The 25311-nt window shown below is 67.1% G+C and carries 21 protein-coding genes; 15 read left to right on the top strand and 6 right to left on the bottom strand.

What is annotated here, in order from left to right:
* Window positions 1-469: 469 nt before the first annotated feature.
* A complete protein-coding gene (locus tag LGM42_RS09175) occupies window positions 470-970 on the top strand; it encodes a GNAT family N-acetyltransferase (protein WP_059581756.1) in 501 nt (166 codons plus the stop codon).
* Window positions 971-1237: 267 nt separating this feature from the next.
* Complete coding sequence (locus tag LGM42_RS09170; protein WP_226232059.1) at window positions 1238-2836, top strand: thioredoxin family protein; 1599 nt, start codon at window positions 1238-1240, stop codon at window positions 2834-2836.
* A gap of 39 nt (window positions 2837-2875) precedes the next feature.
* Here LGM42_RS09170 and LGM42_RS09165 read toward each other — a convergent pair whose 3' ends face one another.
* Window positions 2876-3127 carry a DUF4148 domain-containing protein gene (locus LGM42_RS09165; RefSeq protein ID WP_059582185.1) on the bottom strand — a complete coding sequence of 84 codons (252 nt, stop codon included), beginning with the start codon at window positions 3125-3127 and terminating at the stop codon, window positions 2876-2878.
* A gap of 344 nt (window positions 3128-3471) precedes the next feature.
* Window positions 3472-4875 (bottom strand): GntP family permease, encoded by a 1404-nt coding sequence (locus LGM42_RS09160; protein ID WP_059581760.1) that lies wholly within the window; start codon window positions 4873-4875, stop codon window positions 3472-3474.
* 327 nt (window positions 4876-5202) lie between these two features.
* Between LGM42_RS09160 and LGM42_RS09155 the strand changes: the two genes are divergently transcribed.
* From LGM42_RS09155 to LGM42_RS09135, 5 genes are all read left to right on the top strand, one after another.
* Window positions 5203-6690 carry a sigma-54 interaction domain-containing protein gene (locus tag LGM42_RS09155; protein WP_060317857.1) on the top strand — a complete coding sequence of 496 codons (1488 nt, stop codon included), beginning with the start codon at window positions 5203-5205 and terminating at the stop codon, window positions 6688-6690.
* Between the two features lie 53 nt (window positions 6691-6743).
* Complete coding sequence (locus tag LGM42_RS09150; protein ID WP_060317860.1) at window positions 6744-7280, top strand: BON domain-containing protein; 537 nt, start codon at window positions 6744-6746, stop codon at window positions 7278-7280.
* Between the two features lie 61 nt (window positions 7281-7341).
* A complete protein-coding gene (locus tag LGM42_RS09145; RefSeq protein WP_059608900.1) occupies window positions 7342-7614 on the top strand; it encodes a hypothetical protein in 273 nt (90 codons plus the stop codon).
* Window positions 7615-7716: 102 nt separating this feature from the next.
* A complete protein-coding gene (locus LGM42_RS09140; protein ID WP_059581767.1) occupies window positions 7717-8022 on the top strand; it encodes an H-NS family nucleoid-associated regulatory protein in 306 nt (101 codons plus the stop codon).
* A gap of 581 nt (window positions 8023-8603) precedes the next feature.
* A complete protein-coding gene (locus LGM42_RS09135) occupies window positions 8604-10961 on the top strand; it encodes a GNAT family N-acetyltransferase (protein WP_124658201.1) in 2358 nt (785 codons plus the stop codon).
* A gap of 662 nt (window positions 10962-11623) precedes the next feature.
* Here the strand turns inward: LGM42_RS09135 and LGM42_RS09130 are convergent.
* Window positions 11624-12175 carry a hypothetical protein gene (locus tag LGM42_RS09130; protein WP_059581772.1) on the bottom strand — a complete coding sequence of 184 codons (552 nt, stop codon included), beginning with the start codon at window positions 12173-12175 and terminating at the stop codon, window positions 11624-11626.
* Window positions 12176-12337: 162 nt separating this feature from the next.
* Window positions 12338-13159: an IclR family transcriptional regulator gene (locus LGM42_RS09125; protein WP_226232058.1), complete on the bottom strand. Its 822-nt coding sequence runs from the start codon at window positions 13157-13159 to the stop codon at window positions 12338-12340.
* Between the two features lie 644 nt (window positions 13160-13803).
* Here LGM42_RS09125 and LGM42_RS09120 point away from each other — a divergent pair.
* A complete protein-coding gene (locus tag LGM42_RS09120) occupies window positions 13804-14652 on the top strand; it encodes an ureidoglycolate lyase (protein WP_226232057.1) in 849 nt (282 codons plus the stop codon).
* A 223-nt stretch (window positions 14653-14875) separates the two neighbouring features.
* Here LGM42_RS09120 and LGM42_RS09115 read toward each other — a convergent pair whose 3' ends face one another.
* Entirely contained in the window at window positions 14876-15259 is a 384-nt protein-coding gene (locus LGM42_RS09115; RefSeq protein WP_060317875.1) for a VOC family protein, read from the bottom strand.
* 275 nt (window positions 15260-15534) lie between these two features.
* On the opposite strand from LGM42_RS09115, the gene LGM42_RS09110 reads away from it, so the two are divergent.
* Window positions 15535-16164 (top strand): CGNR zinc finger domain-containing protein, encoded by a 630-nt coding sequence (locus tag LGM42_RS09110; protein WP_226232056.1) that lies wholly within the window; start codon window positions 15535-15537, stop codon window positions 16162-16164.
* Between the two features lie 24 nt (window positions 16165-16188).
* On the opposite strand, the gene prpR is transcribed toward LGM42_RS09110, so the two are convergent.
* Window positions 16189-18171 carry a propionate catabolism operon regulatory protein PrpR gene (gene prpR, locus LGM42_RS09105; protein ID WP_226232055.1) on the bottom strand — a complete coding sequence of 661 codons (1983 nt, stop codon included), beginning with the start codon at window positions 18169-18171 and terminating at the stop codon, window positions 16189-16191.
* 170 nt (window positions 18172-18341) lie between these two features.
* Here prpR and prpB point away from each other — a divergent pair, with 170 nt between their 5' ends.
* The 6 genes from prpB (at window position 18342) to LGM42_RS09075 (ending at window position 25208) form a co-directional block, all read left to right on the top strand.
* Window positions 18342-19235 (top strand): methylisocitrate lyase, encoded by an 894-nt coding sequence (gene prpB / locus LGM42_RS09100; RefSeq protein WP_059581788.1) that lies wholly within the window; start codon window positions 18342-18344, stop codon window positions 19233-19235.
* A 39-nt stretch (window positions 19236-19274) separates the two neighbouring features.
* Window positions 19275-20447: a 2-methylcitrate synthase gene (gene prpC, locus LGM42_RS09095; protein WP_006491569.1), complete on the top strand. Its 1173-nt coding sequence runs from the start codon at window positions 19275-19277 to the stop codon at window positions 20445-20447.
* Between the two features lie 82 nt (window positions 20448-20529).
* Complete coding sequence (gene acnD, locus LGM42_RS09090; RefSeq protein ID WP_226232054.1) at window positions 20530-23124, top strand: Fe/S-dependent 2-methylisocitrate dehydratase AcnD; 2595 nt, start codon at window positions 20530-20532, stop codon at window positions 23122-23124.
* Window positions 23125-23148: 24 nt separating this feature from the next.
* A complete protein-coding gene (prpF, locus tag LGM42_RS09085) occupies window positions 23149-24339 on the top strand; it encodes a 2-methylaconitate cis-trans isomerase PrpF (protein WP_226232053.1) in 1191 nt (396 codons plus the stop codon).
* Window positions 24329-24538 carry a hypothetical protein gene (locus LGM42_RS09080; RefSeq protein ID WP_124860187.1) on the top strand — a complete coding sequence of 70 codons (210 nt, stop codon included), beginning with the start codon at window positions 24329-24331 and terminating at the stop codon, window positions 24536-24538. Before prpF ends, LGM42_RS09080 begins: the two co-directional genes overlap by 11 nt.
* A gap of 220 nt (window positions 24539-24758) precedes the next feature.
* Window positions 24759-25208 carry a response regulator transcription factor gene (locus tag LGM42_RS09075; protein ID WP_081083368.1) on the top strand — a complete coding sequence of 150 codons (450 nt, stop codon included), beginning with the start codon at window positions 24759-24761 and terminating at the stop codon, window positions 25206-25208.
* The last annotated feature ends 103 nt before the right edge of the window (window positions 25209-25311 follow it).

Genomic DNA, 25311 nt, shown 5'->3' with positions numbered 1-25311 from the left:
CGTTCGGATCCTGTGAAGGTGGGAGCGTTCGTGAGTTCGTCTGGCGGTGCCCGGGTGTCGTCCCGCCACGGGACGGTCCGCGATGCATGCGCGTTCGGGGCGTCGGCCGCGTGTCGCGGCGGTGCGCGCATCGCGGCCGGCGCGGCGCTCAGTCTAGGGAGGCCGAATGACGTCGACGTGATGAAGAAATGACATCGCATGTCGCGAACGTGACGTTGCATCTACAACGATTCGTTCGAGCGCTTTGCGAGCTTGAAAACGGTAATAAATTACCGATCGCCGAGGGTGAGGCTGGTCAGAATTTTCCGGATTCCGCGAGCTTGGCGTGAACGGGTTTCGTTGCGGATGCAACCTGACGGAGATGGCGTGACCCCGTGTTTCAAATGCGTGAAATCGGCTAAGCTCGATGCATTGCCGCGCGCGTGCGCGGTCCGCGCCATCGGCGCGACTTTTCGGACCCGGCCCACCCATGACCGATATCAGGATCCGGCACAGCGAGACGCACGACGTCGACGCGATCCGGCAGATCGCCGCGCACCCCGCGGTGTACATGAATACGTTGCTGCAGCCGTTTCCGTCGCTCGAAAAATGGCAGAAGCGGCTCGACGACATACGTGCGCACGGCGTGAGCCTCGTCGCCGAAATCGACGGCACGGTGGTCGGCCATCTCGGCCTGCGTCCCGAGCCGAATCCCCGCAGGCGGCACGCGGCGGCGCTCGGCATGATGGTCGACGCGGCCCGTCACGGGCATGGCATCGGCGGCCGGCTGCTCGCGGCCGCGATCGATCTCGCGGAGAACTGGCTGAACATCACGCGCGTCGAGCTGACCGTGTTCACCGACAACCGCGCGGCGATCGCGCTCTACGAGAAACACGGTTTCCGCATCGAGGGCGAATCGCCGGATTACGCATTGCGCGACGGCGTGCATGCGTCCGTGTATCACATGGCCCGGATCAGGGCGCGGCAATGAAGGGCCGGCCGTCGCGGACGTGACGGCACGCGCGGCCGTGCAGCCGCGCTGCCGCGCGTCATATTCAATCGAGAATTCGTTCGTTTTCCTTCGGCTGTATCCGTCGTATCGTCGAACGATTTGCCGGCCGATTCGGCCGGCTTCGCTTCTCCGTATCGATGCCTGCGCGGCGCGGCATGTCGGCCGGCTTCATCGTCATCGCTTCACGGCCCTCGTTGCGTGCGCGGCATCGCCCTGAAACCGTCTTTTTCAACGGAATCCGCTTCGATGAAAACCGTTCTCCGCAATCTCACCGCTGCCTGCCTGTTCGCCGCCGCCGGTGCGGCGCTTGCCGCTGCCACGCCCGCGGCCGCGCCGGTGGCGAGCGCATCGCCCGACGGTGCGCATCTGCCGCCCGGTATCGCGTGGCAACACGGCGACGTCGATGCCGCATTCGCGCTCGCGAAGCGCGAGGGCAAGCCGCTGCTGCTGTACTGGGGCGCGGTATGGTGCCCGTCGTGCAACCAGGTGAAGTCGACGATCTTCAGCCAGCAGGCATTCAAGACGCGCTCGTCGTTCTTCGTGCCCGTGTATCTCGACGGCGATACCGAAAGCGCGCAGAAGCTCGGCGAGCGTTTCAAGGTGCACGGCTATCCGACGATGATCCTGTTCCGTCCCGACGGCACCGAAGTGACGCGGCTGCCGGGCGAGGCCGATCTCGACCGCTACATGCAGGCGCTGTCGCTCGGGATGACGGCCGCGCATCCGGTGCGGCAGACGCTCGCGACGGCGCTGAAGAACGGCGCGTCGCTGACGCCGGACGAATGGCGCCTGCTGGCCGACTATTCGTGGGATACCGACGGTGCGCTGCCGGTGCCGGCCGATCGTGTCGCCGAGACGCTGCAGTCGCTCGCGCAACGCGCACGGGCGGCTGGCGCGAAAGCCGAATCGGCGCGCTTCGCGTTGAAGTCGGCGGTGGTCGCCGCGTCGGACGACCCGACGCAGGCCGGTGCGCTCGACAAGGCTGCGCTGGCCGATTCGCTGCGCACGGTGCTGCACGATGCCGCGCTGTCGCGCGCCGATTCGGACGTGCTGGTCGCGGCGCCCGCGCGCGTGGTCGCGTATCTCGGTGGCGACGACGCGCAGCGCACCAAGTTGCGCGGCGCATACGACGCGGCGCTGGCGCGCCTGTCGACCGACACCACGCTATCGTCGATCGACCGGCTGATGGCGCTGCACGGCCGCGTGCTGCTCGCGCGCGGTGGCGCGCGCAGCGGCACGGCGCCCGCCGCACCGGCGGCGCTGGCCGACACCGCACGCAAGCAGATCGCCGCGTCGGTGCAGGGCGCGGCGAACGCGTACGAGCGGCAGGCGCTCGTCAGCGAAGGCGCGGACACGCTGACCGACGCCGGCCTGTACGACGAATCGGATGCGTTGCTGAAGGCCGAGCTGCCGCGTTCGTCCACGCCGTACTACTTCATGTCGGGGCTGGCCGCGAACGCGAAGGCGCGCGGCGACAAGGCGGCCGCGCTCGACTGGTATCGCAAGGCGTACGACGCGGCGAGCGGGCCGGCGACGAAGCTGCGCTGGGGCGCAACTTACTTTGCGAATGCGGTGGAACTGGCGCCGAACGATTCGGCGCGCATCGAAGGAATTGCCGCCAGCGTGCTCGCACAGGCCGACAAGACGCGGGACGCGTTCTACGGCGCGAACCTGCGCGCGCTGACCAAGGTCGTCACGCAGTTGAACCGCTGGCGCGGCAGCGGCGCGCACGATGCGTCGGTCAGATCGGTCGTCAAGCAGTTCGACGGCGTGTGCGGGAAGTTGCCGGCGGGCGATCCGCAGGCAGCGGCGTGCGCGAAGCTGATCCAGCCCGTGAAGGCGTAACGACGCGTCGACGGATCGTCGAGCGGGCGGGGCGAACGATTACCGGCCCGACTCCGACGATGCGCCGCGGTCGCTGCCGTATCCGGCGTCGTGCTCGCGGGCAATTTTTGCTTCGGCCGATACGATGCTGGCCGGATAGAACCAGTCGCTCGACTGGAAGCCGGCCTGCTTGAGCGCCTTGACTTCGGCGTGGACCTGCGCGCGCGTGAGCGGCTGGTTCGACTGGGCCTGTGCGGCGAACGGGGCCGAGACGGCCAGGGCGATGGCAACGGCTTGGAACAGGCGCTTCATGATCGGGACCTCCGCGATTCCGGTAATTCGCGGCGCTTCGTTCGTCGAAGCGCCGCGCGACGTTGGAATCAGTGTAGGCCGCGGCGGGCCCGGGAAAAATGCGATCGCGCCCAACGCAGTGTTTTGCTGCGGGTAACAATGGGCGCGTAAGGGGCGAGGTCGTGCAATGGCCCCGGGTAGCCGCCACGCGTGTGCAGGCGCGGCGGCGTGAATTTGACCTGATTCGGCGGGCAGGGAAATGAAGTCGGACCGGATGCGCATTCCGGAATTGATTCCGGCGCGCATGCGGTCCGATCTTGAAAGACGGGAAGGCGGCGCACGAAGTGCCGCCCTGATGCCAACGCTTACACGAGCCCCGTCGCGTAGTACACGGCGATCACGAAGAACACGGCGAGCGTCTTGATGACGGTGACCGCGAAGATGTCGCGATACGACTCGCGGTGCGTGAGGCCCGTGACCGCGAGCAGCGTGATGACCGCGCCGTTGTGCGGCAGCGTGTCCATGCCGCCGCTCGCCATCGCGACGACCCGGTGCAGCACGTCCATCGGGATGTTGGCGGCCTGCGCGCCCTTGATGAACAAGTCCGACATCGCGGCGAGCGCGATGCTCATGCCGCCCGAGGCCGAGCCCGTGATGCCGGCGAGCGAACTGACCGACACGGCTGCGTTGACGAGCGGGTTCGGGATGCTCTTCAGCGCATCGCTGACGACGAGGAAGCCCGGCAGCGCGGCGATCACGCCGCCGAAGCCGTATTCCGACGCGGTGTTCATCGCGGCGAGCAGCGCGCCGGCGACGGCGGCCTTCGAGCCGGCCGCGAAGCGGTCGCTGACGCGCTTGAATGCCGTCAGCACCACCAGCACGATACCGAGCAGCAGCGCGGCCTCGACCGACCAGATCGCGACGACGGTCTTGATCGACGTCGTGACCGGCGCGTGCACGCCCGGCAGCACTTCCGGCGCGACCGTGTACGACGCGGCGCCGTACCACTGCGGGATCAGCTTCGTGAACGCGAAGTTCGACACGCCGACGAGGATCAGCGGCAGGATCGCCAGCGCGGGGTGCGGCAGCGCCTTCGCCTCGACGCGTTCCGGTTCGTTGACGAGCGACGTGCCGTAGCCTTCGCCCTTCGCCATTGCCGAACGGCGCCGCCATTCGAGATACGCGAGGCCGACGACGATGATGAACAGCGAGCCGATCGTGCCGAGCGCGGGCGCGGCCCAGGCGGTCGTCTTGAAGAACGTGGTCGGGATGATGTTCTGGATCTGCGGCGTGCCGGGCAGCGAATCCATCGTGAACGAGAACGCGCCGAGGGCGATCGCGCCGGGCATCAGCCGTTTCGGGATGTTGCTCTGGCGATAGAGTTCGGCCGCGAACGGATAAACCGCGAACACCACGACGAACAGCGAGACGCCGCCATAGGTGAGCAGCGCGCACACCGCGACGATCACCGCATTCGCGCGCGAGCGGCCGATGTAGCGGATCGCCGCGTGAACGATCGACTCGGAGAACCCGGACAGCTCGATCACCTTGCCGAACACGGCGCCGAGCATGAAGACCGGGAAATACAGTTTGACGAAGCCGACCATCTTCTCCATGAAGATGCCCGAGAAAACGGGTGCGACGGCGGCGGGTTCGGTCAGGAGCACCGCGCCGAGCGCGGCGATCGGCGCGAACAGGATCACGCTGTAGCCGCGATACGCGGCGAACATCAGGAACGCCAGCGCGGCGAGGACGATCACGAAAGACAAGGGAGTCTCCTAAAAGCTTGGAATGGCTTTGGTTGTTGTTCGATCGCGCGGTGCACCGCGGACCAACTCGGGTTGGTGCAGGTTTCGTGCCATCGGGCGCATTGCGCCGCCGGACATGGGCCCGCCGACGGCCGGCGGGCCCGCGCCGGCGTAAGTCTGACGATTCTACATAAAACGTCTCCATCGGGAGACGTTTCGGCCATCCGGCCGACCCTCGAAATCATGCAGGGCTTTCCCGGACAACGCATTGCGGGGTGTCTCCAGAGTGAGATAATCCGTCTCGTTCCAGAGACAATCTGGCCGACGATACATGGAGACGACGACACGATGATGAACGACTGGGCCCGCCTGCCCGTCAACTACGGCGACGTGCTGCGGCGCGCCGCCGAGTCGCTGTTCCGGACTTTCGAGGATTCGAGTGCGGGCACGGTGGTCGTCGATCGCGAGGCGCGCGTCGTGTGGATGAACGAGCGTTACGCCGCACGCTTCGGTTTCGCCGATCCGCAGCAGGCCGTCGGCCTCGACTGCGAGGCCGTGATTCCGAACAGCCTGATGCGCGAGGTCGTGTCGACCGGGCAGCCGATCCTGCTCGACATCATGGAGACGGGCCGCGAGCCGCTCGTCGTCACGCGCCTGCCGTTGAAGAACGAGGCCGGCGAGACGGTGGGCGCGATCGGCTTCGCGCTGTTCGACCAGTTGAAGACACTCACGCCGATTTTTTCCCGCTACGCGCAGCTTCAGCAGCAACTGATCGCGACGCAGCGCTCGCTCGCGCAGGCGCGCCGCGCGAAATACACGTTCGCGAGCTTCGTCGGCACGAGCGCCGCGAGCCTCGAGACCAAGCGCCAGGCGCGTCGCGCGGCGCAAGTCGATTCGCCGGTGCTGCTGCTCGGCGAGACGGGCACCGGCAAGGAACTGCTCGCCCACGCGATTCACGCGGCGTCGGCGCGTGCGCTCCAGCCGCTCGTGACCGTCAACGTCGCGGCGATTCCCGACACGCTGCTCGAAACCGAATTCTTCGGTGCGGCGCCCGGCGCGTACACCGGCGCCGATCGCAAGGGGCGCGTCGGCAAGTTCGAGCTGGCCGATCGCGGCACGCTCTTTCTCGACGAGATCGGCGACATGCCGCTGCCGTTGCAGGGCAAGCTGCTGCGCGTGCTGCAGGACAAGGAGTTCGAGCCGGTCGGCTCGAACCGGATCGTGCGGGCGGACGTGCGCATCATCGCCGCCACGTCGGCCGACCTGCCGGCGCTCGTGGCAGCCGGGCGTTTTCGCGCGGATCTCTATTACCGGCTGAACGTGCTGACGATCCATGCGCCGCCGCTGCGCGAACGCGCATCCGACATCGCGGCGCTCGTCTATGCGACGCTCGAGGAACTGGCGGCCCAGCACGGGCGCGCCGCGCACTGCGAGCTGACCGACGATGCATTGCGGATGCTGTGCGCGTATCCGTGGCCGGGCAACGTGCGCGAGTTGCGCAATACGCTCGAACGCGCGCTGATGCTGTCGGACCGTTCGGTGATCGATGCGCGCGCGCTCGCGCCGTTTCTCGGGCCGGTGCGCATCTCGCCGGACGCTGCGGCGCCGGCGCAGCGGATTGCCGCGGTGCCGGCCGAGCAGCGCGCGGGCGACGCGTTGACGACATCCGGTGCGCCGGCCGCTTCGTATGCCGATGCACTGGCGGCGTGGGAGCGCCAGTTCCTGACCGATGCGCTGGCGGCTTGTGACGGGAAGGTCGTTGAAGCGGCCGCGCGCATCGGCATCGGCCGCGCGACGCTGTACAAGAAACTGGCGGCGCTCGGTATCGCCCGGTAGGCCGATCGGCGACGCCGAGCCGGCCCGATGTAACGCATCGAACAGGAGTCACGATGAAGCAGATCGGCATCGCGGGGTGGCTGACCATGTTGCTGGCGGGCGCCGCACTCGCGCAGGCCGGCAACACCGACACGCCCGACGCGCCCGACGCGCGGCGCAACTGGTACAACGATCCGTTCGTCGCGCTGTCGCGGGACGTGGCCGAATGCCCGTTGCCGCTCGGCCCGTGGATGACGCGCGCCGAGATGGCGGACGATGCGCACTACCGCGCCGAACGCGGCACGACCTGCTGGCTCGCCCATCGCTGCACGAAGCCGAACTCGTATATGTATGACGCGTCGATCGCCGATGCGGCGAAGGCGCACTTTGCCGGCTCCGATCGTCTGCGCGGCACGAGCCTGTGGATCACCGTGCAGCGACGTTTCATCTACGTCGAAGGATGCGCGGATACGGCACTCGATCGCCAGGCGCTGCAACGCGAATTCGAGGCGCTTCCGGACGTCGAGCAGGTTTTCATTCGCATCACCGACGATCCGCGCAAGCGCTTGCCGTACAAGGCGCGCGGGCAACCCGACCGCACGCCGGACTGACGGCCGAACGGCTGCCCATGGCATACTCGCGACATTCAAAAAAAGGTTGACGGGAACAACAATGAAACACATGCTTGCGTCGGTCTGTCGGTGGCCTCGGGCGGCCGTGATGCTGGTTCTGGTTGCCGGGCTCGGCGGGTGCGGTGGCGGTGCTCCGCTGTTCACTTCGGACGGGCGTCCGACCACGCAGGTGCAATGCACCGGCAGCGACTGGAGCAATTGCACGGACAATGCCCGGGCCATGTGCAATGGAGATTTCGACGTGATCCAGCAATCGACGGATGACGCCGTACGAAATCTTCTCTTCGCATGCAAGAAGAAAAGCGGTTATTGATCCCGAAATGACCGGCTGAGGAGACCACGATCGGGCGAAGCGCTTTTCTGTTTGCTTGAGTCACTTGTTTTTCACGAATAACACTCACGGAGTCCCATCCATATGGCGACCTACAGGCAATTGACCGCGCAGCTCGAACGGCTTCAGCAAAAGATCGACAAGGAACGCGAAAAGGCGATCGCCGACGCGATCGCGACGATCCGCGCGAAAATCGACGAATACGACATCACGCCGGAAGAGCTCGGTTTTCGCCCGGCAGGAGCGGCGGCCGCCGCTGCCGCCGCGAAGCCCAGGCGCACCTTGCCGCCGAAGTACCTGAACCCGAAGACGGGCGAAACCTGGAGTGGCCGCGGGCGGGCGCCGGCATGGCTCGGCAAGAATCGCGGACGTTTCCTGATCAAGGACTGACTCCCGAAAATCCTCACCTTTCGCGTGTCGACCGACGGTGCGAATGGCCATGCGGCCTTCGCACCGTTTTGTTTTTGCGCGCGCGTCATGCGATTTTCCCCGACGGATTGAGGTGCGCCGCCGCGCAATTAACGGATACCGTTTTGCGAATTTGCCGCGATCCGACTGCATATCGCGGGGAATTTCCGTAAACAACCGCGTAATGGCGCAACGCACGCGCATTGGCATTCGCCATTTTCGCGGTGCATGCATGACGCGGATTTTCATCACCGTTCGCGTGGTGGCGCGGTATGTCGTGCGATTCCCGAAGATACTCACCATGCCTCCTGTAAATCCTCACCTTTGAGAAAGCGGCTGCAGCGTCGTGCCGCGTTGCGTGCATCGTGCGAGCGGCGCTGCGATGCCGGGCCGCATGTGGTGCAGGCCCATGGTGCGGGCATTGACGTCCGTCGAATAGTCGGCCGTTCGGCATATAGGCAGTCGCGGGCGCTTCGCCTATGCTTGGAGTTCGCGTCGATCGGCGCATGGCCTGCCGGGCCGCATGCCGATCGTGTCGTCTTTCGTCACCGCAGGGAGCCGATGTGACCGTTCGCCATCTCGATGCATTGTTCCAGCCCAGGTCCGTTGCGGTCGTCGGCGCGTCATCGCGCGCGGGCAGTATCGGCGCGATGGTGTGGTCGCGCGTGCTCGACGGCGCGTTCCAGGGGCCCGTGTGGCCGGTCAACCCGAAATATCGCGAGCTGGACGGGCATGCGGTCGTCTCCGATGTCGACCGGTTGCCCGCGCCGCCGTCGGTTGCCGTGATCTGCACGCCGCCCGCGACCTGGGCCGGCATCGTGCGCAAGCTCGGCGAGCTCGGCACGCGCGTCGCGGTGATCGTCGGCGAGGCGCGCACCGATGCCGATCGCGCCGCGGTCGATCGTACGCTGAAGGCGGCGAAGCCGTTCGTGCTCCGTATCGTCGGGCCCGGCAGCCTGGGCGTGTTGTCGCCCGCGCGGCATGCGCATTTCGGCGCGCCTGCGTATACGGCGCGATCGGGCGGCGTCGCGTGGGTGTCGCAATCGAATGCGTTGACGAACGCGGTGCTTGGCTGGGCCGATGCGCGCGGCCTCGGCTTTTCGCATGTCGTCGCGCTCGGCAGCGAATCCGACGTCGATGCGGGCGACGTACTCGACTATCTGGCAAGCGACCCCGGCACGCGCGCGATCCTGCTCGAACTCGATACCGTGCGCGCGGCGCGCAAGTTCATGTCGGCCGCGCGCGCGGCCGCACGCAACAAGCCGGTGCTCGCGTTGCGCACCGGCCGGGCCGACCCCGGCGACGCGCTGTACACGGCGGCGTTCCAGCGCGCGGGCATGGTGCGCGTCGATGCGCTCGACGATCTGCTCGACGAAATCGAGACGCTCGGCGTTGGCCGTGTCACCGCGCGTGGGGCGGCGACGCTCGTGACGAGCGACGCGGGCGTGGCGAAACTCGCGGTCGATGCGGTGGCCGAGGTGCGCGACGTGCTGACAAACTGGTCGCCCGCGGCAACGTCGGCCGTCGCGGCCGCGCTGCCGCATCTCGCGGCACCCGGCAACCCGCTCACGTTGGGCGACGATGCGCGCCCCGAGCATTTTGCCGAGGCGATCAAGGCGCTCGCCCCGTTTCCGCAGACGGGCACGCTGTTCGTCGTTCATTCGACTTCGCACAGCGCGCCGGCCGATCGGGTCGCGCGCACGCTGATCGACTCGCGGCAATACGCGCATCGCGGCATCCTCGCGTGTTTCTTCGGCGCGGTCGACGCGGCGACGCGCGACGCGCTGCACGCGAACGGCATTCCGGTGCATACGACGCCGCAGCGGCTTGCCCGCGCGTATGCGCGTCTCGTCGACTACAACCTCGGGCGCCAGTTGCTGATGCAGACGCCGGAGGGCACGCCGCTGCAGCCGGCCGAGTGCGTGGCATCGGCCCAGGCCGATGCGCGCCGCATGGTCGAAGCCGGTCAGCATGAACTGGCCGGCGAAGCCGCGCTGCGCTGGCTGTCCCGTTTCGGTCTGCAGGGCGAGCAGCCCGACGAGCCGGCCGGCAAGAAAATCGTCGATATCACGGTCGACATGTACGACGATTCGAACTTCGGTCCGGTGTTTCGCTATGCCGTGCCGCCGGCCGATGGCGTATCGGCGCCGTTCGTCGTCTACGGCCTGCCGCCGCTGAACACCGTGCTCGCCCGCGCGGTGATGGAGCGCTCGCCGTATGCGCGCAGCACGCCCGTCGAGCCCACGCTCGATGCGCTGACCGCGCTGTCGCAGGCCGTTTGCGACGTGCGTGAAGTCGTGGCGATGTCGGTCACGCTGCGCGTGCTGTCCGACCGCGCATGGGTAGTCGCGCCGCGCATCACGCTGGCTTCGGGGCGCAGCCGGCTCGCGATCATGCCGTATCCGCGGCACCTCGAGCAGACGCTCGAGTGGCACGGCGAGACGGTGACGATCCGCCCGATCCGTCCGGAGGACGAAGCCGCGCACAACGAACTGCTCGGTGCGATGACGCCGGAAGATCTGCGGATGCGTTTCTTCGGCGCGGTGCGCAGCTTCGATCATTCGCAGGTGGCGCGCATGACGCAGATCGACTACGACCGCGAGATGGCTTTCATCGTGTCGTTTACCGATGTGTCCGGGCGCGACCACACGCTCGCGGTGGTGCGCGCGGTGGCCGATCCCGACAACGAGACGGCGGAGTTCGCGATCGCGGTGCGGCCCGACCAGAAGGGCAAGGGGCTCGGCCGGCTGATGATGACCCGCATCATCGACTACGCACGCTCGCGCGGCACCGCCTGGATGGTCGGCGAGGCGCTGCGCGAGAATTCGGCGATGATCTCGCTCGCGAAATCGTGCGGTTTCGAGGTGTCGACGACGGAGGAGCCCGGTGTCGTGGGTTTCAGGATGAAGTTGCAGCCGTAGGCAGCAGCCCGCGCCCCGACGCTGAAGGGTGAGCGCATGGCGTCGAGGCAGCAATGTTTCGCCATGCCGGAATTTCGATCAGGAATGCAAAGAAGTCGAAAAATCATCCCGGATGAAGCGCTTGCCAACGTGTCGAGCCTGTCGATCGCGGCGATATCGCGAGGCACGGATGAGGTCGGGAGATGCGCACCAGCGTGCTGCGATATTCGTCTTGCGCCGCCGTTTCAAGCGATGTGCTCGCAAATATTCGCGGCCACATGCCGGCCTCGCGGATTCATAGCCATCACGAAGGTGAGACAGGTGAGATTTTTCGGGAGCAGTGAGGGAGCTTTTCCGGGACAGCGTGGTGAGCCGATACGGGAGCATTCGGTGAGCTTTCCCGGGAACGGCCGGTGAGCACCTGCGGGAGGTGCCGGTGAGCCTTTCCGGGACGCCTCGGTGAGCACGTGCGGGAGCAATCGGTGAGGACGTTCGGGAGACGTCAGTGGGCGTTTCCGGGCGCCTTGGGTGAGGTTTTCCGGGAGGCGGCGGTGAGGCTTGCGGGATGTCGAGGTGAGCTTTTTCGGGAGCATGCGAATGCGCGGCTCCCGCGGGCGCGGCGCCGGCCAATGCCGGCGCCATGCGCGGGTGCAGGCACGCAGGAAGCGTGCCCGTGATGACATTCACGCGGTGAGTTTCGACGCCGCGTCGTTCACCTGATCGCGCGAAATCGCGAGTTCCTCGAGGTGCGGATCGGCATAGACGGCGCCGGTTTCGCGCTCGAGGCGGGCGATCGTCAGCGCACAGCGCGCGGTGTCTTTCGGCATCGCGATGAAGCGCTTGACCGATTCGCCGGACGTGAACGCGTCGAAGAGTGCGCCGCGCACGTCGTCCGGAAGCGTCTTGGTCCACTGGTACGGCTTGCCGTTGAAGGTGATCGACGGCGGTAGCGTGCGTTCCTTCTTGGTCGCCGTGATGAGCCCGTACGTGCGGGCGGCGTCGCCGATCTGCTCCGGCGAGAAGAGTTCGTCAGGCGTGATGTCGAACTGCTCGATGTAGTTCTCGATCGCCTGCATCGCGGCGGCGCGATCGTCGCGCTTCTTCTGTGCGCGCGCGACGATATCGCGCAGCTCGTCCGCTTCCTCGGGCGTGATCGTGAAGCTTGCCTGCTTCTGCTGAAGTTCGGAGAAACGCTGGAATTCTTGATCGTTCAGAAGTTTGGCCATGACATCCATCGGACACGACGGCCGCGACAACCGGCCGCCGTAGTTTTTGAGAGGGCCGCTATTCTAGCGTAGCGCCGCGGGCGGCCGATGCGACATCGCGCATCGGCCGCCGCACGGGCGTCGCGCGTATCCGGAGCCGGCGCCGCTTCGCGTTGCCGGCTATCCCGCGTGTCAGCAGGTCTCGGTGCGGCACATCGACAGATGGGCGGCCGTGTCGCGCAGTGCGCCGATGACCACGTCGACGGACGGCGCCATGTGCGCATCGATCCGGCGCATGTACGGGCAGGTCAGCACCGCGATTGCATGGCCGGCCGGCCCGAGGATCGGCACGGTCAGGTCGGTCACGCCGTACGCCTGGCGGCTGTCCTGGCGCAGATAGCCGGACTGCCGGATCGACTGGCACGCAGTCGCGAGCTCCTGTTCGTTCAGCGGCGCCTCGCCCTTGACCTTGCGGTGCTCGGCCAGCATGTGCGCGCGTTGCTCGGAGCCCTGGAACGCCAGCATCATGCGCCCCGACGCCGTATCGGCGAGCCCGACGCGCGAGCCGAGCCGGACCGACACGCCCCACGGCCCGGGCCCGTCCACCTGGGCGATCACGAGCAGGTTGCCGCGATCGTAGACGGACAGGTGGCACGACTGCTCGGCGGCATCGGCGAAGCGCTGCATCGGCGGCAGCGCCTCGGCGATCAGCCGGTTCATCGGCGGATGCCGGTGTGCAAGCGCGAACAGCTTGAGGCTGAGCGTGTAACGATCGCCGCCGGTCGAACGCATCACGTAGCGGCGCGCGACGAGGCGTTCGAGCATCCGGTAGATTTCGCTCGCGTTACGGCCGAGTTCCTTCGTGATTTCGGTGCGGGTGAGTCCTTCCTTCTGCTCGGACAGGAGCTCGAGAATGTCGAGGCCCTTGTCGAGCGCGGGTGCGCGATAGCGGTCGATAGCGGCCATCGATTCCCGTGCGTCGCAGCCGGGAAGCGGGTCGTTGGTTGTCTGCATTGTCGGTGTGAGGTTGGGGGATTACTCGATCGATTGGCGACGCACGCTGGCCGGTTCTGCACGCGTAGAGGGCGGCCCCGCGGATGGCGATGAAAGCCATCCGTACGAGCTTAGCAATAAACATACAGTGTGCAATGCAGCGTCTTTTTACTGATCATTACCGGAAAAGAACGGATGGGCAAACGTTTCCGATGACAGGGGCACCCCGAATAGCCAGTATTCATGCACCGATGGCAGGCGCCATTGCAAACGGCGGCCGAGCCACCGACGCCGGTGCAGCGCGTGCTGCGTCGCAGCGTCCGCGGGCGCACCAATAGTCGGTATCCGTCGCGCGTCATTTCACGGCGCGCGGCCGATGGTACAAAGAGTTGCGGGCCGGCGACGGCGCGGCCGCATGGGGCGGCACGCGTCGCGCGTGCCGGGCCGTCGTCGCCGATGCACGGACCGGCGGCTGCCCGTTCGATGCGCGCCGTCCTTCCGTATGGCGCCCCGATCGCTGCGCCCGCGCGCCCCCCGCGCGTCGACGGCATGCCGCATGCGGCGCCGACGCGCGCAATCGACGATCGACCATCAGTCCGGTGCGCGGCTGCGGAAGGCCGCGCCGGCCGGTATGCTGTCCCATTCGACAACAGAGGTTAAGCACGATGAAACTGCTTCGCTATGGCCCGTCCGGCCAGGAAAAGCCCGGCCTCCTCGACGCGGCCGGCCGGATTCGCGACCTGTCCGCACATGTACCGGATCTTGCCGGCGACGTGCTGTCCGACGCCGGCCTCGCGAGGCTGCGCGCGATCGATCCGGCCACCCTGCCGCTCGTGTCCGGCGAGCCGCGCATCGGCGCGTGCGTCGGGCGCGTCGGCAAGTTCATCGGCATCGGCCTGAACTATGCCGATCACGCGGCCGAAGCCGGCATGCCGGTGCCGAAGGAGCCGGTCGTGTTCGGCAAATGGACGAGTTCGATCTGCGGCCCGAACGACGGCATCGATATCCCGAAGGGCTCGGTGAAGACCGACTGGGAAGTCGAACTCGGCGTCGTGATCGGCGCGACATGCAAGGACGTCGACGAAGCGCGCGCGCTCGATTACGTCGCGGGCTACTGCGTCGTCAACGACGTGTCCGAGCGCGAATGGCAGATCGAACGCGGCGGTCAGTGGGACAAGGGCAAGGGCTTCGACACGTTCGGCCCGATCGGCCCGTGGCTCGTCACGCGCGACGAAGTGCCCGATCCGCAGCGTCTCGACCTGTGGCTCGACGTCGACGGCCATCGTTATCAGAACGGCAACACGCGCACGATGGTATTCACCGTCGCGCAACTGGTCGCCTATCTGTCGGCGTGCATGACACTGCTGCCGGGCGACGTGATCACGACCGGTACGCCGCCGGGCGTCGGCATGGGCGTCAAGCCGTCGCCGGTGTTCCTGAAGGCCGGCCAGACGGTGCGCCTCGGGATCGAAGGGCTCGGCGAACAGTTGCAGCGCACACGCAACGCGCAATAAGCGCGTGCGCGGCGGGCGCTGGCCGGAGGGCGCAACCCGCCCGCGCGTGCCGGTCAGTCGCTCCGACATGTCGGCCCGGCCGCCGTCGGTGGCGGCCGCGAACCGAACGACGATGCAGCCAGCGCAAGCCCGTTATTAGCGTGAAGAGCCCTAAACCAACGGCCCGATTCCGCGTGATGCGGAATCGGGCCGTTGTCGCTCGTCGGCGTCCGCACGAAGCGGATCACACGACGTTGTCCAGCTCGCAATGCGCTTCGAGCCGATATCCGTCGGGATCGACGACGAACGCCGCGTAATAGCCGGGGCCGTAGTGCTCGCGCTTGCCGGGCCCGCCGTTGTCCTGGCCGCCGTGCTCGAGCGCGGCGCGGTAGAACGCATCGACCTCGGCCGGCGACGCGGCCTTGAACGACAGGTGCATCCCCGACTCGGGATCGGCGGCGACAGGGCGAGCCGCGTGCTGCAACCACAGCTCGGGCTCGGTCGCGCCGTACCCGATGGCGCTGTCGTCGCTATACAGACGCTTGTAGCCGAGTGCGCCGAGCGCGTTGTCGTAGAAGGTGCGGCTGCGGTCGATGTGGGCAACGCCGAATGAAAGGTGATCGATCATCTGTGGCTCCTTGAACTGAAGGGGACGTCAGTGCGGCAAACCTGCTCAAAGGCACCATGCCAGCCGCTTGTAGCGAAGCGCGCCGAGCGTGCTGTCGTCGTACGCGCGGCCGGCCGCGGTGTGGATAACGCTGAACGAAAGGCAATCGATCATCTGTGTCTCCTTGAATTGAAGAGGCGTCAGTGCAATCAACCTGTTTTTAACCACCATGCCGGTTATGTTAGAAATCGCTCGAGCGCTTGTCAACCGGCATGGTGGTTAGATACGATCGCGTCATGAACAAAATGCAACCTTCCGTCACGACCGACTGCCTGGTCCCGGCGCCGCCCGATACGCTGAGCGTCGATTTCGCGAACACGCTGTACTGGCGCGGCAGCGATCCGCCGACGGAAACCTTCGCCACGATGGACGACCTGCTGGTGTGGTGCCGCGAGCGTGCCGGCGTGCCGGCCTGCCTGACCGACGCATGCCGCGTGCCCGACAAGGAGAAAGACAAGAGCGACGCGCCGCCGATGCTTGCGCGGGCGCTCGCATTGCGCGAGGCGCTGTACCGGCTGTTTCTTGCACAGGCGGAGCAACGCGAGCCGCAGCCCGACGATCTCGCGCTGCTCGGCGGCTTTCTGGCGCAAGCGTCGCCGCGCGTTGCGCTGGCGCGCGTCGATGGCCGCTATGCGTGGCGGGTCGACGCGTCGAGCGCGACGCTCGCGGGGTTGTTGAGCCCGGTGCTGTGGTCGGCGATCGACCTGCTCGGCGGCGCGCGGCTCGCGAAGGTCAAGCGCTGCGCGAACGATACATGCCAGTGGCTGTTCATCGACGACAGCAAGAACGGCAGCCGCCGCTGGTGCTCGATGTCGTCGTGCGGCAATCGCGCGAAGGCGTATCGCCACTACCACAAGGCCGAATGACGGCGCGGCTGGCGCCGCCCGAACCTATTTCGCCGACAACTTGCGCCACAGCGTCGTCTTGCTGATGCCGAGCATCGCGCAGGCGCGGTCGCGGTCGCCGCCGCACGCGTCGAGCACCGCGCGGATCTCGTCGGCTTCCGCTCGACGGCGGCGCGCTTGCAGGGTTTGCGCGTCGTCGGCGTCGGCCGCATCGGGCCGCGAGGCGAACAGCTCGGGCGCGATCACTTGCAGCGCGCCGGGTGCGAGCGCCGCGCACGGGGCGGCCGGATCGCTTTCGTCGACTTCCTCGGCCAGCTCGACCGCGATCCGCTCGACCACGTTCTGCAGTTCGCGCACGTTGCCCGGCCAGCGGTAGCGCGCGAGCGTCGCCTGCGTCGCGTCGAGCACGCGCAGCGCGTCGTCGGTGTCGCGCACGCGTTCGGCGAGACGCGGCTCGCGCCGCGCGGCCTGCACGAGCAGCGTCGCCGCGAGCGCGGGAATGTCGGCCGCGCGCTCGCGCAGCGGCGGCAGGCCGATGTTCAGGATGTTGAGCCGGTAATAGAGATCCGCGCGGAACGTGCCGGCCTCGACGGCCGCGAGCAGCGGCCGGTGCGTCGCGGCGATCACGCGCACGTCGATGCGGATCGGCTCGGTCGAGCCGAGGCGGATCACCTCGCGCTCCTGCAGCACGCGCAGCAGCCGGCTCTGCAACGACGGCGGCATCTCGCCGATCTCGTCGAGAAACAGCGTGCCGCGGTGCGCGGCCTCGAACAGGCCGGTCTTGCCGCCGCGCCGCGCGCCGGTGAACGCGCCCTCCTCATAGCCGAACAGCTCGCTCTCGAGCAGCGCTTCCGGAAACGCGCCGCAGTTGACCGCGACGAACGGGTAGCTGCGCCGCGCGGACAGCGCATGCAGGCTCTGCGCGATCATTTCCTTGCCGGTGCCGCTTTCGCCGAGCACGAGCACGGTCGCGTCGGATTTCGCGTAGCGGCGCACGAGGTCGCGCACGCGCGTCATCGGCGCCGAGGCGCCGACCACGTCGTCGAGCGCATAGCGTGCGGCGAACTGCTGCGTGGTCGGTTGCGAGCGCAACGCGCGATCGAGCCGTTCGACCGCGCGCGATTCCTGGAACGTCAGCACGCTGCCCGACGTGACGCCGCGATCGACGAGCGGCCCGCGATGCACGACGTAGCGCACGCCGCGCACGGTCGCGAGCGCGTCGCCGTCCTCGCCGCGCAGCGTGCGCAGCTCGGGCCGCAGGTCGACGAGCGCGCGGCCGACGGCCGCCGCCGGTTCGACCCCGAGCGCCGACGCGAGCCGCTCGTTGATCGCCTCGACGCGGCCGTGCGCGTCGAGCGCGACCACGCCGTCGCGCAGATGCTGCAGCAGCGTATCGAGCCGCTGGCGGCGGAATGCCTCGGCGTGCGTCGCGTACGCGACCTCGAGCGCCGTCTCGACGGCCTTGCGCACCGACGCATGCGAATACAGGAACACCGCGCCCATGCCGGCGCTGGCCGCGAGATCGGTGACGAGGCCGGGGCCGACGATCGTCTCGATGCCGCGGTCGCGCAGGTCGTGCACGCAGGCTTCCGCTTCCTGCGCGGACTGATATGACGCAAACTGCACGTCGAGGCCGTACGCGGCGACGAAGCGGCGCACTTCGGGCGGCGTTTCGCCGGCGCTGACGAGCGCGATCCGCGCGGCGTCGCGCCGCGCGCGGGCGAGCGCCTGCATCACGTCGAAGCCGGTCGGCGACACGACCACCACCGGCACCTGCGCGCGCGTTTTCAGGAAGCCGCCGTTCGAGCCGGCCGCGACGATCACGTCGGGCCGCGCGGTGCCGGCTTCCGCGATGGCGCTCAGCGCATCTTCATAGGCACGCGTGACGATGCGCACGTCGGCACGTTCGTCGAATTCGCCGGCGATCTCGCGAAACAGCTCGCGCAGCCGGCTGATGCCCATCGCCCAGATGCGCGGGCGCACCGTGCGGTCGGCCGGGCCGACGGGCTTGGTCGAAGAGAGGTCCATGACGGTCGATTATGCGCGTGCGATTTCATTTTTGAAACACCAAATTGCCGAATTGAAATCGACGGCCGATGCAACGCCCACGGCCCTTGCTTAAGAATCAGTGGGTTAGCGACATTCCGCAAGCTGGCCCGGTCCTTGCTGTTATCAGGCATTCCATCAGGAGGCCGTTCATGAGCAATACGCATCTTCAGAGCGCCGGCGCGAAGTTCCGCGCGGCAGTCGCGGCCGAGCAGCCGCTGCAGGTGGTCGGCGCGATCACCGCGTACGCGGCCAAGATGGCGCAGGCCGTCGGCTTCAAGGCCGTGTACCTGTCGGGCGGCGGCGTCGCCGCGAACTCGCTCGGCATCCCCGACCTCGGCATCAGCACGATGGAAGACGTGCTGATCGACGCGACCCGGATCACCAACGCGACCGACCTGCCGCTGCTGGTCGACATCGACACGGGCTGGGGCGGCGCATTCAACATCGCGCGCACGGTCCGCTCGTTCATCAACGCCGGCGTCGCGGCCGTGCACCTCGAGGACCAGGTCGGCCAGAAGCGTTGCGGCCATCGCCCGGGCAAGGAAGTCGTGCCGACCGAGGAAATGGTCGATCGCGTGAAGGCCGCGGTCGATGCGCGTACCGACGACCAGTTCGTGATCATGGCCCGCACCGACGCGGCCGCCGCGGAAGGGATCGACTCGGCGATCGAGCGCGCGGTCGCGTACGTCGAAGCCGGTGCGGACATGATCTTCCCGGAAGCGATGAAGACGCTCGACGACTACCGCCGTTTCAAGGCCGCGGTGAAGGTGCCGATCCTCGCGAACCTGACCGAATTCGGCTCGACGCCGCTGTTCACGCTGGACGAGCTGCGCGAGGCGAACGTCGACATCGCGCTGTACTGCTGCGGCGCGTATCGCGCGATGAACAAGGCCGCGCTGAACTTCTACGAAACGCTGCGCCGCGACGGCACGCAGAAGGCGGTCGTGCCGACGATGCAGACGCGCGCCGAGCTGTACGACTTCCTCGGCTATCACGAATACGAACGCAAGCTCGACGAACTGTTCGCGCAGGGCAGGAAGTAACGCGGCCCGCACCCCCGATACCCATTGGAGAAGGAAAACATGAGCGAGACGAAAGACGCAGCAGCACCGGCCGCCGCAGGCGCATTCAAGCCGAAGAAGTCGGTGGCGCTGTCGGGCGTGACGGCCGGCAACACCGCGCTGTGCACGGTCGGCAAGACCGGCAACGATCTGCACTACCGCGGCTACGACATTCTCGACGTCGCCGAATCGTGCGAATTCGAGGAAATCGCGCACCTGCTCGTGCACGGCACGCTGCCGAATTTGACCGAACTGGCCGCGTACAAGACCAAGCTGCGCGCGCTGCGCGGTCTGCCGAGCGCACTGAAGGCCGCGCTCGAACAGATCCCGGCGTCGGCTCACCCGATGGACGTGATGCGCACCGGCGTATCGGTGCTCGGCACCGTGCTGCCCGAGAAGGACGACCACAACCTGCCGGGCGCGCGCGACATCGCCGATCGCCTGATGGCGTCGCTCGGCTCGATGCTGCTGTACTGGTATCACTTCTCGCACAACGGCAAGCGCATCGAGACGGAAACCGACGACGACTCGATCGGCGGCCACTTCCTGCACCTGCTGCACGGCAAGACCCCGTCGAAGTCGTGGGTCGAGGCGATGCACACGTCGCTGATCCTGTACGCGGAGCACGAATTCAACGCGTCGACGTTCACGGGCCGCGTGATCGCGGGCACGGGCTCGGACATCTACTCGGCGATCACCGGCGCGATCGGCGCGCTGCGCGGGCCGAAGCACGGCGGCGCGAACGAAGTCGCGTACGAGATCCAGAGCCGCTACAGCTCGCCGGACGACGCCGAAGCCGACATCCGCCGCCGCGTCGAGAACAAGGAAGTCGTGATCGGCTTCGGCCACCCCGTCTACACGATCTCCGATCCGCGCAACAAGGTGATCAAGGGCGTCGCGCACAAGCTGTCGAAGGAAGCGGGCGACCTGAAGCTGTACGACATCGCCGAGCGCCTCGAATCGGTGATGTGGGACGCGAAGAAGATGTTCCCGAACCTCGACTGGTTCAGCGCGGTGTCGTATCACATGATGGGCGTGCCGACCGCGATGTTCACGCCGCTGTTCGTGATCTCGCGCACGTCGGGCTGGAGCGCGCACATCATCGAGCAGCGCATCGACAACAAGATCATCCGCCCGAGCGCGAATTACACGGGCCCGGAAGACCTGCAGTTCGTGCCGATCGAGAAGCGCTGAAACGCCCGCCGCGCGCGCCGGCGCCCGTGATGCGGGCGGCCCGCGCGTGCGGCGCGTCATTCCCCGAATTCCGCCCCACATCATGAATACCGCCAACCGCAAACCCCTGCCCGGCACGTCGCTGGACTATTTCGACGCGCGTGCCGCGGTCGATGCGATCGCGCCCGGCGCCTACGACACGCTGCCGTACACGTCGCGCGTGCTCGCCGAAAACCTCGTGCGCCGCTGCGATCCGGCGATCCTCGCCGATTCGCTGAAGCAGATCGTCGAGCGCAAGCGCGAACGCGATTTCCCGTGGTTCCCGGCGCGCGTGGTGTGCCACGACATCCTCGGGCAGACCGCGCTCGTCGATCTCGCCGGCCTGCGCGACGCGATCGCGGACGGCGGCGGCGATCCGGCGAAGGTGAACCCGGTCGTGCCTGTGCAGCTGATCGTCGACCACTCGCTCGCCGTCGAATGCGGCGGCTTCGATCCGGACGCGTTCGCGAAGAACCGCGCGATCGAGGATCGCCGCAACGAGGATCGCTTCCACTTCATCGAGTGGACGAAGAAGGCGTTCGAGAACGTCGACGTGATCCCGCCGGGCAACGGCATCATGCATCAGATCAACCTCGAGAAGATGTCGCCGGTGATCCAGGCGCAGGACGGCGTGGCGTTCCCGGACACCTGCGTCGGCACCGACAGCCACACGCCGCACGTCGATGCGCTCGGCGTGATCGCGATCGGCGTCGGCGGGCTGGAGGCCGAGAACGTGATGCTCGGCCGCGCGTCGTGGATGCGCCTGCCCGACATCGTCGGCGTCGAGCTGACCGGCAAGCGCCAGCCCGGCATCACCGCGACCGACGTCGTGCTCGCGCTGACCGAGTTCCTGCGCAAGGAGAAGGTGGTCGGCGCGTATCTGGAATTCCGCGGCGAAGGCGCCGCGAGCCTCACGCTCGGCGATCGCGCGACGATCTCCAACATGGCGCCCGAATACGGCGCGACGGCCGCGATGTTCTTCATCGACGGCCAGACGATCGACTACCTGCGCCTCACCGGTCGCAGCGACGAGCAGGTGAAGCTGGTCGAGACGTATGCGAAGACGGCGGGCCTGTGGGCCGATACGCTCGCGAACGCGCAATACGAGCGCACGCTGACGTTCGACCTGTCGAGCGTCGTGCGCAACATGGCCGGCCCGTCGAACCCGCACAAGCGGCTGCCGACGTCCGATCTCGCCGCGCGCGGCATTGCCGGCCAGTGGGAAGAGAAGCCGGGCGAGATGCCCGACGGCGCGGTGATCATCGCCGCGATCACGAGCTGCACGAACACCAGCAACCCGCGCAACGTGATCGCGGCGGCCTTGCTCGCGCGCAATGCGAACGCGAAGGGCCTCACGCGCAAGCCGTGGGTCAAGAGCTCACTCGCGCCCGGCTCGAAGGCGGTCGAGCTGTATCTGCGGGAAGCGAACCTGCTGCCCGAACTCGAAAAGCTCGGCTTCGGCATCGTCGCGTTTGCGTGCACGACCTGCAACGGGATGTCGGGCGCGCTCGATCCGAAGATCCAGCAGGAGATCGTCGATCGCGATCTTTACGCGACCGCCGTGCTGTCCGGCAACCGCAACTTCGACGGCCGTATCCACCCGTATGCGAAGCAGGCGTTCCTCGCGTCGCCGCCGCTCGTCGTCGCGTACGCGATCGCCGGCACGATCCGCTTCGACATCGAGAAGGACGTGCTCGGTCACGACCGGGACGGCCACCCCGTCACGCTGAAGGACATCTGGCCGACCGACGAGGAGATCGATGCGATCGTCGCGTCGAGCGTGAAGCCCGAGCAGTTCCGCAAGGTCTACGAGCCGATGTTCGCGCGCAGCGCCGACGCCGGCGAGCGCGCGGCGCCGCTGTACGACTGGCGCGCGCAGAGCACGTACATCCGCCGCCCGCCGTACTGGGAAGGCGCGCTGGCCGGCGAGCGCACGTTGAAGGGCATGCGCCCGCTCGCGGTGCTCGGCGACAACATCACGACCGACCACCTGTCGCCGTCGAACGCGATCCTGCCGGACAGCGCGGCCGGCGAATATCTCGCGAAGATGGGCCTGCCGGAAGAAGACTTCAACTCGTACGCGACGCATCGCGGCGACCACCTGACCGCGCAGCGCGCGACCTTCGCGAACCCGACGCTCGTCAACGAGATGGCCGTCGTCGACGGCGTGGTGAAGAAGGGCTCGCTCGCGCGCGTCGAGCCGGACGGCAAGGTCATGCGGATGTGGGAAGCGATCGAGACGTACATGAATCGCAAGCAGCCGCTGATCGTGATCGCTGGCGCCGACTACGGCCAGGGCTCGTCGCGCGACTGGGCCGCGAAAGGCGTGCGGCTCGCGGGCGTCGAGGCGATCGCCGCCGAAGGCTTCGAGCGGATCCACCGCACGAACCTGATCGGGATGGGCGTGCTGCCGCTCGAGTTCAAGCCGGGCACCGACCGGACGACGCTCGGCATCGACGGCACCGAGACCTTCGACGTGATCGGCGAGCGCACGCCGCGCGCCGACCTGACGCTCGTGATTCACCGCAGGAACGGCGAGCGCGTCGAGGTGCCGATGACGTGCCGGCTCGATACGGCCGAGGAGGTGTCGATCTACGAAGCGGGCGGCGTGCTGCAGCGTTTCGCGCAGGACTTCCTCGAATCGTCGCAGGCCGCCTGACCGGCGCACATTGGGAACACAGACATGGCTCACATTCCTCAAATCAGGATTCCCGCCACGTACATGCGCGGCGGCACCAGCAAGGGCGTGTTCTTCCGGCTGCAGGATCTGCCGGACGCCGCGCAGGCGCCGGGCGCCGCGCGCGACGCGCTACTGCTGCGCGTGATCGGCAGCCCCGATCCGTACGGCAAGCAGATCGACGGGATGGGCGGCGCGACGTCGTCCACCAGCAAGACGGTGATCGTGTCGAAGAGCACGCGGCCGGGCCACGACGTCGACTACCTGTTCGGTCAGGTCGCGATCGACCGTGCATTCGTCGACTGGACCGGCAACTGCGGCAACCTGTCGGCGGCGGTCGGCCCGTTTGCGATCGCCGGCGGGCTGGTCGATCCGGCGCGCGTGCCGCGCGACGGCGTCGCGACCGTGCGGATCTGGCAGGCGAACATCGGCAAGACGATCGTCGCGCACGTGCCGATCGTGAACGGCGCGGTGCAGGAGACGGGCGATTTCGAACTGGACGGCGTCACGTTCCCGGCCGCCGAAGTGCAGCTCGAGTTCATGGACCCGGCCGCCGAGGAAGAAGGCGCGGGCGGCTCGATGTTCCCGACCGGCAACCTCGTCGACGATCTGGCCGTGCCGGGCATCGGCACGCTGAAGGCGACGATGATCAACGCCGGGATTCCGACGATCTTCGTCGAGGCGGAAGCGATCGGCTATACGGGCACCGAGTTGCAGGACGCGATCAACGGCGACGCGAAGGCGCTCGAGAAGTTCGAGACGATCCGTGCACACGGCGCGTTGCGGATGGGCCTGATCGACACGCTCGACGAAATCGCGACCCGCCAGCACACGCCGAAGATCGCGTTCGTCGCGAAGCCGGCCGACTACGTCGCGTCGAGCGGCAAGCGGGTGAACGCGGGCGATGTCGACCTGCTCGTGCGTGCGATGTCGATGGGCAAGCTGCACCACGCGATGATGGGCACGGCGGCGGTCGCGATCGGCACGGCCGCGGCGATCCCGGGCACGCTCGTCAATCTCGCGGCGGGCGGCGGCGAACGCAATGCGGTGCGCTTCGGCCATCCGTCGGGCACGCTGCGGGTCGGCGCGGAAGCGCAGCGCGAGAACGGCGAGTGGACCGTCACGAAGGCGATCATGAGCCGCAGCGCGCGCGTATTGATGGAAGGCTGGGTGCGCGTGCCGGGGGATGCGTTCTGATCGGTACCGCATCGCCCTGGAAGGGGCGTGCGACAAGCGATTTTCCCGCTTCGCCGGCTTCGCGGCCGGCGAAGCGGGCGGCCTGTCCGCCATGGGTGGGCCATCGCGCGATGCGGCCTCCGCAATCGCGATATTCCACGATGTTTCGATTCGAAAGAAAAATCCGGTCGTTGACGGCTGGATGATAAAAATATCCTGACCGTGGAAAACGATTTCAATTTACGTACCGCATGTGCGGCGTAATTTTCTTTCTTTTGGATATCGATTGACCCGGGTCGATGTCCAGTGAAATTGCACGTATTGAAACGTGATATAAGCGACGCTCCTGCCGGAAATTTCGATCATAAACACCCGCAGCCGACAGCATCGCATTCAACTGACCACACCTACCCGGCGGCGAAAACAAGACGACCGGGCCGATGGATTCGGATCCTGCTCTCACGCCGCGAGAGAAAGAAGTCGTGGATCTGCTGCGTCTCGGATTCAGCAACAAGGCCATTGCCGTTCACCTCGGAATCGGACTCGATACCGCGCGACGCCACGTAAGCCGCATCAAGCGAAAGACGGGTGTCCGATCCGTCATCGCATTGCCTGCCGGCGACCTGCCGGACGAGCCCGGATGGCTCGAGCGACTCGACCTGGGCGGTATCCGCCTGAGCCCGGCCGAATCCCGGGTGCTGCGGCTGCTGTGCCAGGGGCACGGCAGCAAGCAGATCGCACGCGTGCTTCAAGTCAGTCCCCGTACCGTCGACAAGCATCGCGAGCATTTACTCGATAAATGCGGCTGCAAATCGACGCGTCAACTGGTCGCCTGGATCGCCAGTCAATACGCGAAGTGTGGCATGGCCAATTTGTCCGGCGAATCCTAATCTGGGTCCATGCGCTGCACATTCGATTCGATGAATTGAGTCGTCGATAATTTTCGAATTTGAAATTGTTCAATTCACCAATAAAGAGGTGCCTTTTGGTTTT

The organism is Burkholderia sp. AU39826 (genome assembly GCF_020419965.1).
GTDB classification, from domain to species: domain Bacteria; phylum Pseudomonadota; class Gammaproteobacteria; order Burkholderiales; family Burkholderiaceae; genus Burkholderia; species Burkholderia semiarida.
This window is presented reverse-complemented; position numbering and strand designations above follow the sequence as displayed.

Coding starts and splice junctions, on each gene's coding strand:
- LGM42_RS09175 (WP_059581756.1), top strand. CDS start 470: ATGACCGATATCAGGATCCGGCACAGCGAGACGCACGACGTCGACGCG.
- LGM42_RS09170 (WP_226232059.1), top strand. CDS start 1,238: ATGAAAACCGTTCTCCGCAATCTCACCGCTGCCTGCCTGTTCGCCGCC.
- LGM42_RS09165 (WP_059582185.1), bottom strand. CDS start 3,127: ATGAAGCGCCTGTTCCAAGCCGTTGCCATCGCCCTGGCCGTCTCGGCC.
- LGM42_RS09155 (WP_060317857.1), top strand. CDS start 5,203: ATGATGAACGACTGGGCCCGCCTGCCCGTCAACTACGGCGACGTGCTG.
- LGM42_RS09150 (WP_060317860.1), top strand. CDS start 6,744: ATGAAGCAGATCGGCATCGCGGGGTGGCTGACCATGTTGCTGGCGGGC.
- LGM42_RS09145 (WP_059608900.1), top strand. CDS start 7,342: ATGAAACACATGCTTGCGTCGGTCTGTCGGTGGCCTCGGGCGGCCGTG.
- LGM42_RS09140 (WP_059581767.1), top strand. CDS start 7,717: ATGGCGACCTACAGGCAATTGACCGCGCAGCTCGAACGGCTTCAGCAA.
- LGM42_RS09130 (WP_059581772.1), bottom strand. CDS start 12,175: ATGGATGTCATGGCCAAACTTCTGAACGATCAAGAATTCCAGCGTTTC.
- LGM42_RS09125 (WP_226232058.1), bottom strand. CDS start 13,159: ATGCAGACAACCAACGACCCGCTTCCCGGCTGCGACGCACGGGAATCG.
- LGM42_RS09120 (WP_226232057.1), top strand. CDS start 13,804: ATGAAACTGCTTCGCTATGGCCCGTCCGGCCAGGAAAAGCCCGGCCTC.
- LGM42_RS09115 (WP_060317875.1), bottom strand. CDS start 15,259: ATGATCGATCACCTTTCATTCGGCGTTGCCCACATCGACCGCAGCCGC.
- LGM42_RS09110 (WP_226232056.1), top strand. CDS start 15,535: ATGAACAAAATGCAACCTTCCGTCACGACCGACTGCCTGGTCCCGGCG.
- prpR (WP_226232055.1), bottom strand. CDS start 18,171: ATGGACCTCTCTTCGACCAAGCCCGTCGGCCCGGCCGACCGCACGGTG.
- prpB (WP_059581788.1), top strand. CDS start 18,342: ATGAGCAATACGCATCTTCAGAGCGCCGGCGCGAAGTTCCGCGCGGCA.
- prpC (WP_006491569.1), top strand. CDS start 19,275: ATGAGCGAGACGAAAGACGCAGCAGCACCGGCCGCCGCAGGCGCATTC.
- acnD (WP_226232054.1), top strand. CDS start 20,530: ATGAATACCGCCAACCGCAAACCCCTGCCCGGCACGTCGCTGGACTAT.
- prpF (WP_226232053.1), top strand. CDS start 23,149: ATGGCTCACATTCCTCAAATCAGGATTCCCGCCACGTACATGCGCGGC.
- LGM42_RS09080 (WP_124860187.1), top strand. CDS start 24,329: ATGCGTTCTGATCGGTACCGCATCGCCCTGGAAGGGGCGTGCGACAAG.
- LGM42_RS09075 (WP_081083368.1), top strand. CDS start 24,759: ATGGATTCGGATCCTGCTCTCACGCCGCGAGAGAAAGAAGTCGTGGAT.